This is a genomic window from Streptomyces sp. NPDC001549 (assembly GCF_042894025.1).
Taxonomy (GTDB): Bacteria; Actinomycetota; Actinomycetes; order Streptomycetales; family Streptomycetaceae; genus Streptomyces; species Streptomyces kutzneri.
Genome location: NZ_JBIAVJ010000014.1, coordinates 59,235 through 73,030 on the forward strand (window position 1 = coordinate 59,235; position 13,796 = coordinate 73,030).

Sequence of the window (13,796 nt, forward strand, 5' to 3'; positions counted from 1 at the left end):
GCTTCTTCGTGTCAGGCGTCTCGGTCACAGCTTCGGCGCAATCTCTTCGGTCCAGATCCGGGTCCGCTCGTCCTGCGGCATGTGGCAGGCGGACCAGTGGCGGCTGTCGTCCTGGGTGAGCTCGGGCCGGACCGTACGCGTCACGTTGCCCTTGGGCACGTCGGCGTACGGGCAGCGCGGGTTGAAGGCGCAGCCGTCGGGGATATTGATGAGGCTGGGCGGGGAGCCCTTGACCGGGATGAGGCGCTCGCTCTGCTCGCGGTCGATGCGCGGCATCGAGCCCAGCAGGCCCCAGGTGTAGGGGTGGCGGGGCTCGTAGAAGACCTTCTCGGCGGTGCCCCGCTCGACGCACCGGCCGCCGTACATCACGAGGATCTCGTCGGCCATCTCCGCGACGACGCCGAGGTCGTGCGTGATCATGATGACGGCGGAGCCGAACTCCTTCTGCAGATCGCGGATCAGGTCCAGGATCTGCGCCTGCACGGTGACGTCCAGCGCCGTGGTCGGCTCGTCCGCGATCAGCAGGTCGGGGTTGTTGACCAGCGACATCGCGATCATCGCGCGCTGGCGCATGCCGCCGGAGAACTGGTGCGGGTAGTCGTTCACGCGCTTGCCCGGCTCGGGGATGCCCACCCGGTCGAGCATCTCGACGGCCCGCTTGCGCGCCGTCTTCTTGTCCACGTCGTTGTGGACGCGGTACGCCTCCACGATCTGGGCGCCGATCGTGTAGTACGGGTGCAGCGCGCTCAGCGGGTCCTGGAAGATCATCGCCATGTCGCGGCCCCGCAGCCGGCGCACCTCCTCGGGATCGGCGGAGAGCAGTTCCCTGCCCCCGAGCCAGATCTCGCCCGACATCTCGACGTTGGAGCGGTCGGCGTTGCCCACCCGGTGCAGGCCCATGACGGCCAGCGAGGTGACCGACTTGCCGGAGCCGGACTCGCCCACGATGCCGAGGGTCTGGCCCTTCTCCAGCTGGAAGGAGAGCCCGTCGACGGACTTGACGACACCGTCGTCGGTGGGGAAGTGGACCTTGAGGTCGCGTACGTCGAGGAAGGCCTCGGAGGGAGGACCGTCGCCCGGTCCCGCCACGAGGGCCGTGGCGGTGGCGGTGTGCGCGGCACGGTCGGCGGCGGCGGACGCGCCGGCCTCGTTCCCCTTCGGAGTCGGATCGGTCACGACAGCCTCACCCTCGGGTCGATGATGGCGTAGACGAGGTCGACCACCAGGTTGCACAGCACGATGAAGGCTCCGGCGAAGAGGGTCACCCCGAGGATCTTCGGCAGGTCGTTCACCGCGATGGCGTGGTACGCGTACTCACCGATGCCGTGGTACGAGAAGACCGTCTCGGTGACGATGGCGCCGCCGAGGAGCAGCCCGAAGTCCATGCCGAAGATGGTCACGATCGGGGTCAGCGCGGAGCGCAGCCCGTGGCGGGTGACGACCACCCGTTCGCGCAGGCCCTTGGCGCGCGCGGTGCGGATGTAGTCCTCACTCATGGTCTCCAGCATTCCGGCCCGGGTGAGCCGGGCGTAGAGCGCGGAGTAGAGGAAGGCGAGCGTGCTCCAGGGCAGGACCAGCCCCTGGAACCAGGCGGCCGGATCCTCGGAGAAGTCCACGTACACATTGGTGAACACGGGCCAGTTGAAAACGAAGACGGCCAGCGAGAGCGTGCCGGTGAAGAACATCGGCAGCGACACGCCGGCGAGGGCCACGCCCATCGCGAGCCGGTCGAAGAGCGAGCCCGGGCGCAGGGCCGAGACCACGCCCGTGGTCACACCGGTGATCAGCCAGATGACGGCTGCTCCCAGAGTGAGGGAGGCGGTGATGGGGAGCCGGTTGAGGATGTCGGGCCAGACCTCGACGTGGTCCTTGAAGGAGTAGCCGAGGCAGGGGGCGCTGCACTGCGAGGGGTCGGGGCCGTAGTTGAACTCGCGGCCCGCGAAGATGCCCCGCAGGAAGTCCCAGTACTGCGCGTACAGGGGCTGGTCGAAACCGAGGTTCTTCTTGACCGCGGCGATGGACTCGGGCGAGGGGTTCTTGCCCACGTACTGGGTGGCCAGCGAGTCGGCCGTGCCGCCGGCCAGCCGGGGCAGCAGGAAGAAGATCGCGAAGGTGATCGCGCTGACAACGAGCAGCAGGAACACCGCGGCGAACAGCCGCCGGACGATGTACACAAACACGGGGGTCGGCTTCGGCGTCCGCCGGTCCGCCCCGCACCCCGGTCGGGGGCGCGGGACGGACCGGCGCGCGCACTGCTGCCTTCACCTGCCTTCCACGGTTCTGGCAGATCTGGCTGAGAGGGTCGAACTGCCTGAGGACTTGACGTCCGGGGTTACTTCAGGCCGATGTTGAGGTAGTCGTACTGACCGCTCCACGCCGGGTTGGAGACCACGTTGGCGAGCTTGGGCGAGCGGTAGTGCAGCACCTTGAAGTAGGTCAGGGGGACGATGACCGCCTGGTCCATGACCTTCTTGTCGATCTCGCCGTAGACCTTCTCGCGGGCGGCGGAGTCGGTGTTGGCGATGTTGTCGTTCAGCATCTTGTTGATCTCGGGGTCGTTCAGCTGCGACAGGTTGGTGTTGCCCGTCTTGCTGATCGAGTCACCGTGGACGACCTGCTGGAGGAAGCCGAAGCCGCTCGGCCAGTCGGCGCCCCACTGCATCATCATGAGGCCGATCTTGTTGTCCTCGGTGAACTTCGGGACGCCCGCGTAGTCGCTGAAGTACTTGCCGGCCGGGAACTGCTGGATCTTGACCGTGATCCCGATCTTCTTCAGGGACGCCTGGATGGCCGTGGCCATGTCGACCTCGCCGGCGCGGTCGTTGCGCGCGGTGATGGTGGTCTCGAAGCCGTTCGGCTGGCCGCAGGCGGTCAGCGCGGCCTTGGCCTTGGCCTCGTCACCCTTGTCGTCCGGGGTCTTGTAGGTGTTGAAGTCCACGTGACCCGGGATGTCGGTCGGCAGGACGGTGCTGGCGATGGCGCCGCGGATGGGGCCGCCGAAGGCGGTCTGCACCGACACCTTGTCGATCGCGTACTGGACCGCCTTGCGGCACTCGACGTTGTCGAAGGGCGCCACCTTGGTGTTCATCGCCATGTAGACCAGGCGACCACCCTCGGCGTTGTCGGTGTTGGGGTCCTTCGAGGTCAGCAGCTCGGTCTGGGTCTGCTGGGCCACACCGTTACCGACGATGTCGATGTGGGTGTTGCCGGCCTTCAGGTTGGAGTCGATCGTCTCCTGGTTGACCTTCAGCTTGACGACGATCTTCTCCGGGAGCTGCTTGCGCAGCGGGTCCGTGGAGGCGTCCCAGTTGGGGTTGCGGACCAGGACGGCCTGCTTGTCGTGCTCGTAGCTCTCGAACATGTACGAGCCCGAGGAGACGATGTTCTTCACATAGTCCGCGCCGTTGTCCTTGGCCTTCGGCACGGGGGCCGACTGCGGGTTGGCCAGCAGGTAGTCGAACTCGGCGAAGGGCTGCTTCAGCTTGAAGATGATCGTCTGGTCGTCGGGGGTCTCGATGGACTGCAGTCCGGTGTCGGACTTGTCCTTGTACGGGCCCTCGTACGGGGTCTCGTTGTTCTTGAGGTACTGCGCGAGGTAGTTCGGGCCGTTGGAGTGCACGTCACGCGCGAAGTTGCTGCGCTCGACCGCGTACTTGACGTCCTTGGAGGTGATCGCCGAGCCGTCGCTGTACTTGACGCCCTTGCGCAGCTTGTACGTCCAGGTCGCGCCGCCGTCGCTCGGCGTGCCGAGGCTCTCGGCGAGGTCCGGGACCACCTTGTTGCCCTCGGCGCCCGGGGCGGGCGCGAAGGTGGTCAGCGGACGGGCGTACAGGCGGCTGAAGTTGAAGATGAAGCCGTAGTACGTGTTGCCGGGGTCGAAGGAGTCGGGGGTGTCGGACGCCTCGTAGACGACCGTCCCACCCTTCTTGTCCGAGGCGTTGACCACGGCCTTGACGGCGGCGTTGGCGCCGGCCGACTTGTCGTCACCGCCGGTCTTGTCACCACCATTGCAGGCGGAGGCGGTGAGGGCGACGGTGATGGCGGCAGCAAGCACCGCGGCTGTTCTCGACCTGCTTCTCATGGCGGAGTGATGCCCCCTGATTCGGAGTGATGGTGGGTACTGGCGGAGCCTCGGCCGGGTGCCCGAGGAACGGGAGGGTCAGCGCGAGCTCTTGGGGTCCAGGGCGTCGCGCAAGCCGTCGCCGAGGAGGTTGAAGGCGAGCACGGTGACGAAGATCGCCATGCCCGGGACGACCATGAACATCGGGTCGACCTTGTAGTAGGCCACGGCGGAGCTGAGCATTCCGCCCCATGAGGCCTGCGGCGGCTGGATACCCACGCCGAGGAAGCTCAGGGAGGCCTCGAAGAGGATGTTGGTCGGGATGAGCAGCGTGGAGTAGACGAGGATCGGCGCCATCAGGTTCGGCAGCAGCTCACGGAAGACGATGAAGGGGCCGCGGGCGCCGAGGCTGCGGGCCGCGTCGACGAACTCCCGCTCGCGCAGCGAGAGGGTCTGGCCGCGCACGATGCGTCCGATGTAGGGCCAGCTGAAGAAGCCGATCACGAAGATCAGCACGCTGATGTGCAGCGGCAGTCCTTCGAGGCCGAAGGCCCCGCCCTGGAGGGCGGCCGAGATGGAGATCGCGAAGAGCAGCAGCGGGAAGGCGAGGAAGGTGTCCATCATGCGGCTGATCACCGTGTCGGCCCAGCCTCCGTAGTACCCGGCGATGACGCCCAGCACGGAGCCGATGAACACCGAGACCACGGTCGATCCGAAGGCGACCAGCAGGGAGACCCAGGAGCCTTCCAGGATGCGGGTGGCGATGTCGCGGCCGAACTTCGGCTCCACGCCCAGCGGGTGCTCCCAGCTGATGCCGCCGAAGGAGCCCACGGGGGTGGCCAGGGAGGGGTCGATGAGGTCCTGGTGCAGGGCGTCCGGGTCCAGCCCGAAGATCCACTGGATCGGCTGCGAGAGCATGGCCAGGACCACCAGCAGCAGCACGACCATGCCGCCGGCCATCGCCACCTTGTCGCGCTTGAGCCTGGTCCACGCGATACGCCCGAGCGAACGTCCCTCGATCGCCTTGCGCGGAACCTCGGAGGTGGCCACGGCTGCGGGCTCGGCCGCGCTGGTGTCCTGCAGTGGTGCCGTCATCGTGGTGGGACCCCTCTCGGCCGACATCGGTCGGCCCATGCCCGCCGCTGTGGCGGCTTGGTTCAATCGGCGTCGCTGGTGGTGCGATTGGCACGAAATGTGCCGGAAGTGCACGTGAAGGGCTGGTGTTTGCGAGATGGACCGGCCTTCGGTGGGGTGGAGTCTTCAACGCCCTCTCGAGCGGCCGCCAGACCCCCCGGGGATGTGATGCGCAACCGTGATCTACGCCTACACCTTCCGTTATCCGAACCCCGGGATCTGTTGAGCGGTGAAACACCGCCCGTTCTGCACGGAACGGACATCCGGCTCAACTGCCCTTTCAGGCATGGATCCTGGGCGGATTCACTGGATATGCCGAAGGCCGCACCGATGGGTTCGGTGCGGCCTTCAAGAAGGATGTCTCGGTATACGGATATCGCGTCAGTACGCCGGCGCCTGGCCCTCACGGTCGTAGAAGGGCCGGGTCTGCGCGCGCAGCCACATGGCGACGGGGTCGTGCTCGTCCCCGAGTGCGACCGTGCACACCGGGACGCCCTCGGGGACCACCCCGACCGACTGCCGCATCATCTCCCGTACGGATTCCAGCGCGGGCGCGGAGGCGTCGTACAGGTCGAGGCCGACCGCGAGGTACGGGGAGCCGAGCGCGGGCTGCACCCACGCGCGGCGCAGCGACCGCACGGCCGGGGTGCGGTGCGCGTGCTGGGTCAGCAGCCCGTAGAACTGCGGGAGCTCGATCGCGGGCTCGGAGAGGCGCAGCGGGCCGGCCGGCATCCGGTCCAGGCCGGTGGCGATCCGGCGCAGGTCGGCCCAGGGCACGCCGAGGCCACCGCCCTGGGCGTGCGGGTTGAGCCACAGGCCCCAGCGGTCCGGGTACAGCGCGCGGGCGATGTCCCGCCCGGTGACCACCTCGTAGCCCCGGTTCCAGCCGCTGGCGGCCAGCTCCTGGGGGGAGGTGACGCAGGGCGCGTAACCGAGGCTCTCGACCTCCATACCGCCGTACTGGGCGTCCGGGGAACCCGGCTGCCCCTGCCAGAGCAACATCCACAGCCGGCCCTCGGAGAGGGCGTGCAGGAGTGACTCGTAACTCTCGTAGCGCCCGGGAGTCACCTGGCGCATCATGTGCTCGACCTGCCCGGCCGCGGCCGTGCCTGACGCACTCACCCGGAACCCCTCTTCGTCCGCCCGTCGCTCCACGCATGTCCTCCGAACCGGCAGTCGCGCGTGCGGCCAGGAGATGTAACCAGCTTAAGCGGCCCTACGGCAGGTAGAAGGGGCGTACGCGCTCACGAATCCAGTCCGTGACCGGGTCCTGGACGGCGTCCAGCAGGATCAACTGCACCGGCCACGGCGGCGGGACACGGGTCAGGGCCCGTCCGAGGGCCTCCATGGGCGCGCCCTGCATCTCGGGTTCCCATCCCACCAGGCGGACACCGATGAACAGCTGGGGCTCCCCGCCCTCGACGCTGGCGAGGCAGCGGTGCGCGGCGGCGACCACCCCGGTGGCCCGGAACTCCTCGGTGGCGGCGGCCAGGAAATCCACCGGATCCTCCTGCCAGTCGGGCTCGAAGAGCCGGACCCGGCCGCCGGTGGCCGGGCCGTCGAGCGGGCTCCGGCCGCTGCGGCAGAGCTCCGCGACGGCGGGCGGCGGGAGCGGTACGCCGACGGCGCCCTCGGGATTGAGGGCGATGCCGAGCTGCGGGGGCAGGCCGCGGGCGAACTCGACGGCGGGAGCCACCGCGAAGTCCATGCCGGGGCCGGCGCAGGCCAGGAACTGGGCCTCGGAGCTGTAGACGGGGACGTACGCCGCCCCGCCGATGTCCATGGTGGGCAGGTCGAGGCCGGCCGCCGTATGGGTGCCCCCGCCCGGCAGGGGCACCCATACCTGGCTGCGCCCGAGGACCTCCAGGATCCGCCCCCCGGCGTCCGGCTGCCCGAGCGCCGCCCCGAGCACCTGCTCCAGCTCATTCCCCGGCCAGCCGCTGCCCTGCATCTACCCCTGCCTCTGTCTTATTGCCGCGCGTGTCGCCCCGCAGGGTACCGGCCCCGTGTGCCGCACCGTTGCCGGGGGCCGATCCCCGGACGGGTCCGGACGGGTCCCGTCGGGTCCGGGCGGAGCCCGGCCGTGGCACGGCAGCCGGCTTCAGGCGGTGAAGGCTATGCGGGTCACCGTCGCGGCGGAGGCCCGGTCCAGCAGGGTCGCCGAGGCGCAGCCCGCGGGCGGCCGGCCCGCTTCGGCCTCGCGGAGCAGCCGGGTCACCGCGCCGCGGTGGCGGGCGAAGGCGTAGGCGGAGACCCGGCGGCCGCGCGAGGCCTGACCGGAGAGTGCCTCCTCGGGGCTGCTGTCCAGCAGGAGCAGGTGCAGCGCCCGGCCCCGGCGGCGCGCGGCGGCCGCGAGCAGGCCGCGTACCCAGGCCTGCGTACCGCAGTCGTGGACGACCACGGAGGCGCCGGAGCGCAGGATCCGCCACAGCCCCCAGTAGTGCGCGGCGCGCACCAGCGGCCGGTAGACGGCGTACGGCAGCGCCGCGGGCATGCGGCGCTCCCAGCGCTCACGGGTGTCCTGGGAGTCCACGGCCCCGCCCTCGGCGGCCGCCTGCTTGATCAGCGTGCTCTTGCCGCCGCCGGGCAGACCGGACACCACGACGATGTCCCCGTCCGCGAAGCCGAGCCGGAGCGGGGCGCGCACGGCCGGTCCGCGCAGGTCGCGTACGAGGGCGAGGCCGGTGTCGGCCGCCCTCCCGCGCCCGCGCGCGCCGCGCTGCGCGGGCACCGCCTCCACGGTTCCCGTCGTCGTCACCACTCCGAATCTCCGCACAGTGTTCGCCTCCCCCGAATCGGGTCACCAGGACCCTTGCCCACTGAGTGTAAAGAGACGGTAATCCGGCGGCCCCGGTTCCGGTCAGGCCCTTCGGAGGGCCGTACGAACTTTCGGACCCCGCCGCCCGATCTCGGGCATGGCGTGCAATGATGTGCGCCATCTGGACCAACTGCATACCGGCCGCTTGAATCCGCGCGGGAGAGTCCCGGCACGCCGCAAGGCCGTGCGCGGGCGCCGAAGGAGCAAGAACCTCCCTTGAATCTCTCAGGCCCCGTACCGCGTGGATGAGGCAGATCTGAAAAGCGAGCTGCTGCGCAGCTCCACCCAAGGTGCAAGTCGATGAGAAGAACCGGCGATCGGACGATCGGCGGAACTCTCGGCGAACCTCTCAGGTTCCGATGACAGATGGGGAGGAACGTCCTCGTCATGTCATGTCGATGCCCTGGGACCCGGGAGCCACACCCATGAGCACTGCCCCCCGCCTGACCGCCCTCGATGCGCTGCACCGCTCGCTCGGTGCGACCATGACCGATTTCGCGGGCTGGGACATGCCGCTGCGGTACGCCAGCGAGCGCGACGAGCACAACGCCGTACGCACCAAGGCCGGTCTCTTCGACCTGTCCCACATGGGCGAGATCACGCTGACCGGCCCGGAGGCCGTCAAGGCCCTCGACCACGCGCTGGTCGGCAACATCTCCACCGTCGGTGTCGGCCGCGCCCGCTACACGCACATCTGTCAGGAGGACGGCGGGATCGTCGACGACCTGATCGTCTACCGCCTCGGCGAGACCGAGTACATGGTCGTCGCCAACGCCTCCAACGCCCAGGTCGTCCTGGACGCCCTGACCGAGCGCGCCGCCGGCTTCGACACCGAGGTCCGCGACGACCGCGACGCGTACGCGCTGCTCGCCGTCCAGGGCCCGGAGTCCCCCGGCATCCTGGCGTCCCTGACCGACGCCGACCTGGACGGCCTGAAGTACTACGCCGGCCTGCCGGGCACCGTCGCGGGCGTGCCCGCGCTGATCGCGCGCACCGGCTACACGGGCGAGGACGGCTTCGAGCTGTTCGTCGCCCCCGAGCACGCCGTGGAGCTGTGGCAGGCGCTGACCAAGGCGGGCGAGGGCGTCGGCCTGGTCCCGGCCGGCCTGTCCTGCCGCGACACCCTGCGCCTGGAAGCGGGCATGCCGCTGTACGGGCACGAGCTGACCACCTCCCTCACCCCGTTCGACGCGGGCCTGGGCCGGGTCGTGAAGTTCGAGAAGGAGGGCGACTTCGTCGGCCGCGCCGCGCTGGAGGCCGCCGCCGAGCGCGCCGCCACGAACCCGCCGCGCAAGCTGGTCGGTCTGATCGCCGAGGGCCGCCGCGTCCCGCGCGCCGGGTTCCCGGTCGTCGCCGGCGGTCAGGTCATCGGAGAGGTCACCTCCGGCGCCCCGTCCCCGACGCTGGGCAAGCCGATCGCGATGGCGTACGTGGACGCGGCGCACGCCGCGCCCGGCACGTCCGGCGTCGGCGTCGACATTCGCGGTACGCATGAGCCGTACGAGGTCGTGGCGCTGCCGTTCTACAAGCGGCAGAAGTAGCCCCACGCACCACGTCCGCCGTCCGGGAATCCGTACGGCGCCGTCTCAGTACCCAAGACCGCAGTTCGTATCCACTCCCCCGCATCCAGGAGAATCAGGTCATGAGCAACCCCCAGCAGCTGCGTTACAGCAAGGAGCACGAGTGGCTGTCGACCGCCGAGGACGGCGTCGCGACGGTCGGCATCACGGAGTTCGCGGCCAACGCGCTCGGTGACGTGGTCTACGCCCAGCTCCCCGCGGTCGGCGACACGGTGACCGCGGGCGAGACCTGTGGCGAGCTTGAGTCGACCAAGTCGGTCAGCGACCTGTACTCCCCCGTCACCGGCGAGGTCGTCGAGTTCAACCAGGACGTCGTGGACGACCCGGCGCTCGTCAACACCGCCCCGTTCGAGGGTGGCTGGCTGTTCAAGGTGCGCACCGCGGAGGAGCCGGCCGACCTGCTCTCCGCCGAGGAGTACGCCGCGCTCACCCACTCCGACAACTGACACCCCAGGGGATCCTGATGTCTGTTCTCAACACCCCTCTGCACGAGCTCGACCCGGACGTCGCCGCCGCCGTCGACGCCGAGCTCGCGCGCCAGCAGTCCACCCTGGAAATGATCGCGTCGGAGAACTTCGCTCCGGTCGCCGTCATGGAGGCCCAGGGCTCGGTCCTGACCAACAAGTACGCCGAGGGCTACCCGGGCCGCCGCTACTACGGTGGCTGCGAGCACGTCGACGTCGTCGAGCAGATCGCGATCGACCGCGTCAAGGCGCTGTTCGGCGCCGAGGCCGCGAACGTCCAGCCGCACTCCGGTGCGCAGGCCAACGCCGCCGCGATGTTCGCGCTGCTGAAGCCGGGCGACACGATCATGGGCCTCAGCCTGGCCCACGGTGGTCACCTGACCCACGGCATGAAGATCAACTTCTCCGGCAAGCTCTACAACGTGGTCCCGTACCACGTCGACGAGACCGGCGAGGTGGACATGGCCGAGGTCGAGCGCCTCGCCAAGGAGTCCAAGCCGCAGCTGATCGTCGCCGGCTGGTCCGCCTACCCGCGCCAGCTGGACTTCGCCGCCTTCCGCCGCATCGCGGACGAGGTCGGCGCGTACCTGATGGTCGACATGGCGCACTTCGCCGGCCTGGTCGCCGCCGGTCTGCACCCGAACCCGGTGCCGCACGCCCACGTCGTCACCACCACCACGCACAAGACCCTCGGCGGTCCGCGCGGCGGTGTCATCCTGTCGACGCAGGAGCTGGCCAAGAAGATCAACTCCGCGGTCTTCCCGGGTCAGCAGGGCGGCCCGCTGGAGCACGTGATCGCGGCCAAGGCGGTCTCCTTCAAGGTCGCGGCCTCGCCCGAGTTCAAGGAGCGCCAGGAGCGCACCCTGGAGGGTGCGAAGATCCTCGCCGCCCGCCTGGTCCAGGACGACGTCAAGGCCGTGGGCGTGGACGTCCTCACCGGTGGCACCGACGTGCACCTGGTCCTGGTCGACCTGCGCAACTCCGAGCTGGACGGTCAGCAGGCCGAGGACCGCCTCCACGAGGTCGGCATCACGGTCAACCGCAACGCCATCCCGAACGACCCGCGGCCGCCGATGGTCACCTCGGGTCTGCGGATCGGCACGCCGGCCCTGGCCACCCGCGGTTTCGACGCCGAGGCCTTCACCGAGGTCGCCGAGATCATCGCGCAGGCGCTGAAGCCCGCGTACGACAGCGAGGCCCTGAAGGCCCGCGTCTCCGCGCTCGCCGCGAAGTTCCCGCTGTACCCGACGCTCTAATCGGCGTCCGGCCAACGGCCACGGAGGGCCCGGCCTTGTTCCCGCACAGGCCGGGCCCTTCTCATGACCGGGGCCCGACACCACTCCCCCCGGTCGGGGCGGGCACCCGCCCCCGCCCCCGCCCCTCCCTCTCCCGGTGGCCGCGGCGCCTCGCGGCCCGCACGCCGCAGCGGCCCGGCGCCGCCCCGCACCGGCGCGCCTCGCCCCGCGGGCCGGACACCCGGCCGACCTGTCCACGTAATCCTTCCCACCTCGTCCGGCAGCCGAGACGTTCACCTCGCCGCGTTAAGCTCGTCTACCGGACAAAATCTGAATAATCCACTTCTCCTCTCCTGCCCCCTCCCACCCCACGAGCAGACAAGGGAGTCCGCCACCGTGGCCATCTCCGTCTTCGATCTCTTCTCCATCGGTATCGGTCCCTCCTCCTCCCACACGGTCGGTCCGATGCGGGCCGCGCGCATGTTCGTGATGCGGCTGAAGAAGGACGGCGTGCTGGCCCAGACCGCCTCCGTCCGGGCCGAGCTCTTCGGATCCCTCGGCGCGACCGGCCACGGTCACGGCACCCCCAAGGCGGTGCTGCTCGGTCTGGAGGGCCACTCCCCCCGCACCGTGAACGTCGAGACCGCCGACGACGAGGTCGAGCGCATCCGCAAGAGCGGCCGGCTGCGGCTGCTGGGCGCGGAGATAGGCGATGTCCACGAGATCGCCTTCGACGAGCCGAACCAGCTGATCCTGCACCGCCGGCGCTCCCTGCCGTACCACGCGAACGGCATGACGCTCTTCGCGTACGACAGCGCCGGCACCCCGCTGCTGGAGAAGACCTACTACTCGGTCGGCGGCGGCTTCGTCGTGGACGAGGACGCGGTCGGCGAGGACCGGATCAAGCTCGACGACACGGTGCTGAAGTACCCCTTCCGCTCCGGCGACGAGATGCTGCGCCTCGCGAACGAGACCGGCCTGTCGATCTCCTCGCTGATGCTGGAGAACGAGAAGGCCTGGCGCACGGAGGAGGAGATCCGCGAGGGCCTCCTGGAGATCTGGCGCGTCATGCAGTCCTGCGTCTCGCGCGGCATGTCCCGTGAGGGCATCCTCCCGGGCGGCCTGCGGGTCAAGCGCCGGGCCGCCTCCACGGCGCGCCAGCTGCGCACCGAGGGCGACCCGATGCTGCACCGCAGCGAGTGGGCGACGATCTACGCGATGGCGGTCAACGAGGAGAACGCGGCCGGCGGCCGGGTGGTGACCGCGCCGACCAACGGCGCCGCGGGCGTCCTGCCCGCCGTGCTCCACTACTACATGAACTTCGTGCCGGGCGCGGACGAGGACGGCGTGGTCCGCTTCCTCCTCGCCGCGGGCGCGATCGGCATGCTGTTCAAGGAGAACGCCTCGATCTCCGGCGCCGAGGTCGGCTGCCAGGGCGAGGTGGGTTCCGCCTGCTCGATGGCGGCCGGCGCCCTCGCCGAGGTCCTCGGCGGCACCCCGGAGCAGGTCGAGAACGCGGCCGAGATCGGCATGGAGCACAACCTCGGCCTGACCTGCGACCCGGTCGGCGGCCTGGTGCAGATCCCCTGCATCGAGCGCAACGGCATGGCGGCGGTCAAGGCCGTCACCGCGGCCCGGATGGCGATGCGCGGCGACGGCAGCCACAAGGTGTCCCTCGACAAGGTCATCAAGACCATGAAGGAGACCGGCGCCGACATGAAGGTCAAGTACAAGGAGACCGCCCGCGGCGGCCTCGCGGTCAACGTCATCGAGTGCTGACGCGCACCGCGTGACACGAGAGGGGCCCGGCGCGTGCGCCGGGCCCCTCTTTCCGTCCGCGGATCCCGGGAACAGGACGCGAGCGGAACCGGAACCGGGCGATCCCCGGGCGCGTCCTCAGGAGTGCCACCAGTCCCCGTCTCTCGAGAATCGAGGGGACGTCATGATCCACGCCCGTCTCCGGCAGTTCACGGCCCTGGCAACCGGCGCCCTGCTCGCCGCCTGCCTCTCCTTCGCCGCACCTGCCTCGGCCTCCACCACCGTCGCCACCCGAACCCAGGCCCCGACCCCGCTCGTCGTCAACGCCCGCTGGGCCGGGCACCCCACGTACGACCGCATCGTCATCGACCTCCAGGGCTACGTCCCCGCGGTCACCGTCACTCCCGTCCCGCACCTGGTCTACGACGGGTCCGGCAAGCCCGTGCCGCTGCCCGGGAAGTACTTCCTGGAGATCCGCCTCAACCCCGCCGCCGCGCACAACGACGCGGGGCAGAGCGTCTACCACGGGCCCAAGCTGCAGAAGATCAACCTCAGCAAGCTCAAGGGCATCGCCCTGACCGGCGACTACGAGGGGTACGTGACCTTCGGCGCCGCCTTCGACACCCTGCCGTACTACCGCGCGTTCCCCCTGCACTCGCCGGAGCGGTTCGTCGTGGACATCGCGCACTAAACCGGTGCCGGAAGCCGGGGCCCGGGGTGCACGCGCCCCGGGCCTCGCCGTAGGGG

12 protein-coding genes and 1 riboswitch are annotated in these 13,796 nt (G+C 69.9%); of the genes, 5 read left to right on the top strand and 7 right to left on the bottom strand.

Features of this window, described 5'->3' with window-relative positions; genetic code table 11:
• Window positions 1-24 precede the first annotated feature (24 nt).
• The 7 genes from ACFY04_RS22840 to ACFY04_RS22870 all read right to left on the bottom strand — a co-directional run bounded on the left by ACFY04_RS22840 (window position 25) and on the right by ACFY04_RS22870 (window position 7,952).
• A complete protein-coding gene (locus ACFY04_RS22840; RefSeq protein ID WP_389119325.1) occupies window positions 25-1,089 on the bottom strand; it encodes an ABC transporter ATP-binding protein in 1,065 nt (354 codons plus the stop codon).
• 83 nt (window positions 1,090-1,172) lie between these two features.
• Window positions 1,173-2,180: an ABC transporter permease gene (locus tag ACFY04_RS22845; protein WP_389119171.1), complete on the bottom strand. Its 1,008-nt coding sequence runs from the start codon at window positions 2,178-2,180 to the stop codon at window positions 1,173-1,175.
• 152 nt (window positions 2,181-2,332) lie between these two features.
• Window positions 2,333-4,081, bottom strand: coding sequence for an ABC transporter substrate-binding protein (locus ACFY04_RS22850; RefSeq protein WP_389119173.1), 1,749 nt, complete (start codon window positions 4,079-4,081; stop codon window positions 2,333-2,335).
• Between the two features lie 78 nt (window positions 4,082-4,159).
• On the bottom strand, window positions 4,160-5,155 hold the full coding sequence (locus tag ACFY04_RS22855) for an ABC transporter permease (protein WP_314244204.1): 996 nt from the start codon (window positions 5,153-5,155) through the stop codon (window positions 4,160-4,162).
• A gap of 420 nt (window positions 5,156-5,575) precedes the next feature.
• Window positions 5,576-6,316: an enhanced serine sensitivity protein SseB C-terminal domain-containing protein gene (locus tag ACFY04_RS22860; RefSeq protein ID WP_301366361.1), complete on the bottom strand. Its 741-nt coding sequence runs from the start codon at window positions 6,314-6,316 to the stop codon at window positions 5,576-5,578.
• A gap of 94 nt (window positions 6,317-6,410) precedes the next feature.
• On the bottom strand, window positions 6,411-7,145 hold the full coding sequence (locus ACFY04_RS22865; RefSeq protein WP_389119175.1) for an enhanced serine sensitivity protein SseB: 735 nt from the start codon (window positions 7,143-7,145) through the stop codon (window positions 6,411-6,413).
• Window positions 7,146-7,295: 150 nt separating this feature from the next.
• Window positions 7,296-7,952 (bottom strand): AAA family ATPase, encoded by a 657-nt coding sequence (locus ACFY04_RS22870; protein WP_389119176.1) that lies wholly within the window; start codon window positions 7,950-7,952, stop codon window positions 7,296-7,298.
• Between the two features lie 206 nt (window positions 7,953-8,158).
• Window positions 8,159-8,262: riboswitch (glycine riboswitch) on the top strand.
• Between the two features lie 175 nt (window positions 8,263-8,437).
• On the opposite strand from ACFY04_RS22870, the gene gcvT reads away from it, so the two are divergent.
• The 5 genes from gcvT to ACFY04_RS22895 all read left to right on the top strand — a co-directional run bounded on the left by gcvT (window position 8,438) and on the right by ACFY04_RS22895 (window position 13,740).
• Entirely contained in the window at window positions 8,438-9,553 is a 1,116-nt protein-coding gene (gcvT, locus tag ACFY04_RS22875; protein WP_389119178.1) for a glycine cleavage system aminomethyltransferase GcvT, read from the top strand.
• 101 nt (window positions 9,554-9,654) lie between these two features.
• Window positions 9,655-10,038 (top strand): glycine cleavage system protein GcvH, encoded by a 384-nt coding sequence (gene gcvH / locus ACFY04_RS22880; RefSeq protein ID WP_301366365.1) that lies wholly within the window; start codon window positions 9,655-9,657, stop codon window positions 10,036-10,038.
• A gap of 17 nt (window positions 10,039-10,055) precedes the next feature.
• A complete protein-coding gene (glyA, locus tag ACFY04_RS22885) occupies window positions 10,056-11,312 on the top strand; it encodes a serine hydroxymethyltransferase (RefSeq protein ID WP_389119179.1) in 1,257 nt (418 codons plus the stop codon).
• A gap of 375 nt (window positions 11,313-11,687) precedes the next feature.
• Window positions 11,688-13,070, top strand: a complete 1,383-nt coding sequence (locus ACFY04_RS22890) for an L-serine ammonia-lyase (RefSeq protein WP_389119181.1) — start codon at window positions 11,688-11,690, stop codon at window positions 13,068-13,070.
• A gap of 163 nt (window positions 13,071-13,233) precedes the next feature.
• Window positions 13,234-13,740, top strand: coding sequence for a hypothetical protein (locus tag ACFY04_RS22895; protein ID WP_389119182.1), 507 nt, complete (start codon window positions 13,234-13,236; stop codon window positions 13,738-13,740).
• Window positions 13,741-13,796 lie beyond the last annotated feature (56 nt).

Excerpts from the sequence above, each read along its gene's own strand:
- ACFY04_RS22850 (WP_389119173.1), bottom strand. The coding sequence starts at position 4,081 with ATGAGAAGCAGGTCGAGAACAGCCGCGGTGCTTGCTGCCGCCATCACC.
- ACFY04_RS22855 (WP_314244204.1), bottom strand. The coding sequence starts at position 5,155 with ATGACGGCACCACTGCAGGACACCAGCGCGGCCGAGCCCGCAGCCGTG.
- ACFY04_RS22865 (WP_389119175.1), bottom strand. The coding sequence starts at position 7,145 with ATGCAGGGCAGCGGCTGGCCGGGGAATGAGCTGGAGCAGGTGCTCGGG.
- gcvT (WP_389119178.1), top strand. The coding sequence starts at position 8,438 with ATGAGCACTGCCCCCCGCCTGACCGCCCTCGATGCGCTGCACCGCTCG.
- gcvH (WP_301366365.1), top strand. The coding sequence starts at position 9,655 with ATGAGCAACCCCCAGCAGCTGCGTTACAGCAAGGAGCACGAGTGGCTG.
- glyA (WP_389119179.1), top strand. The coding sequence starts at position 10,056 with ATGTCTGTTCTCAACACCCCTCTGCACGAGCTCGACCCGGACGTCGCC.
- ACFY04_RS22895 (WP_389119182.1), top strand. The coding sequence starts at position 13,234 with ATGATCCACGCCCGTCTCCGGCAGTTCACGGCCCTGGCAACCGGCGCC.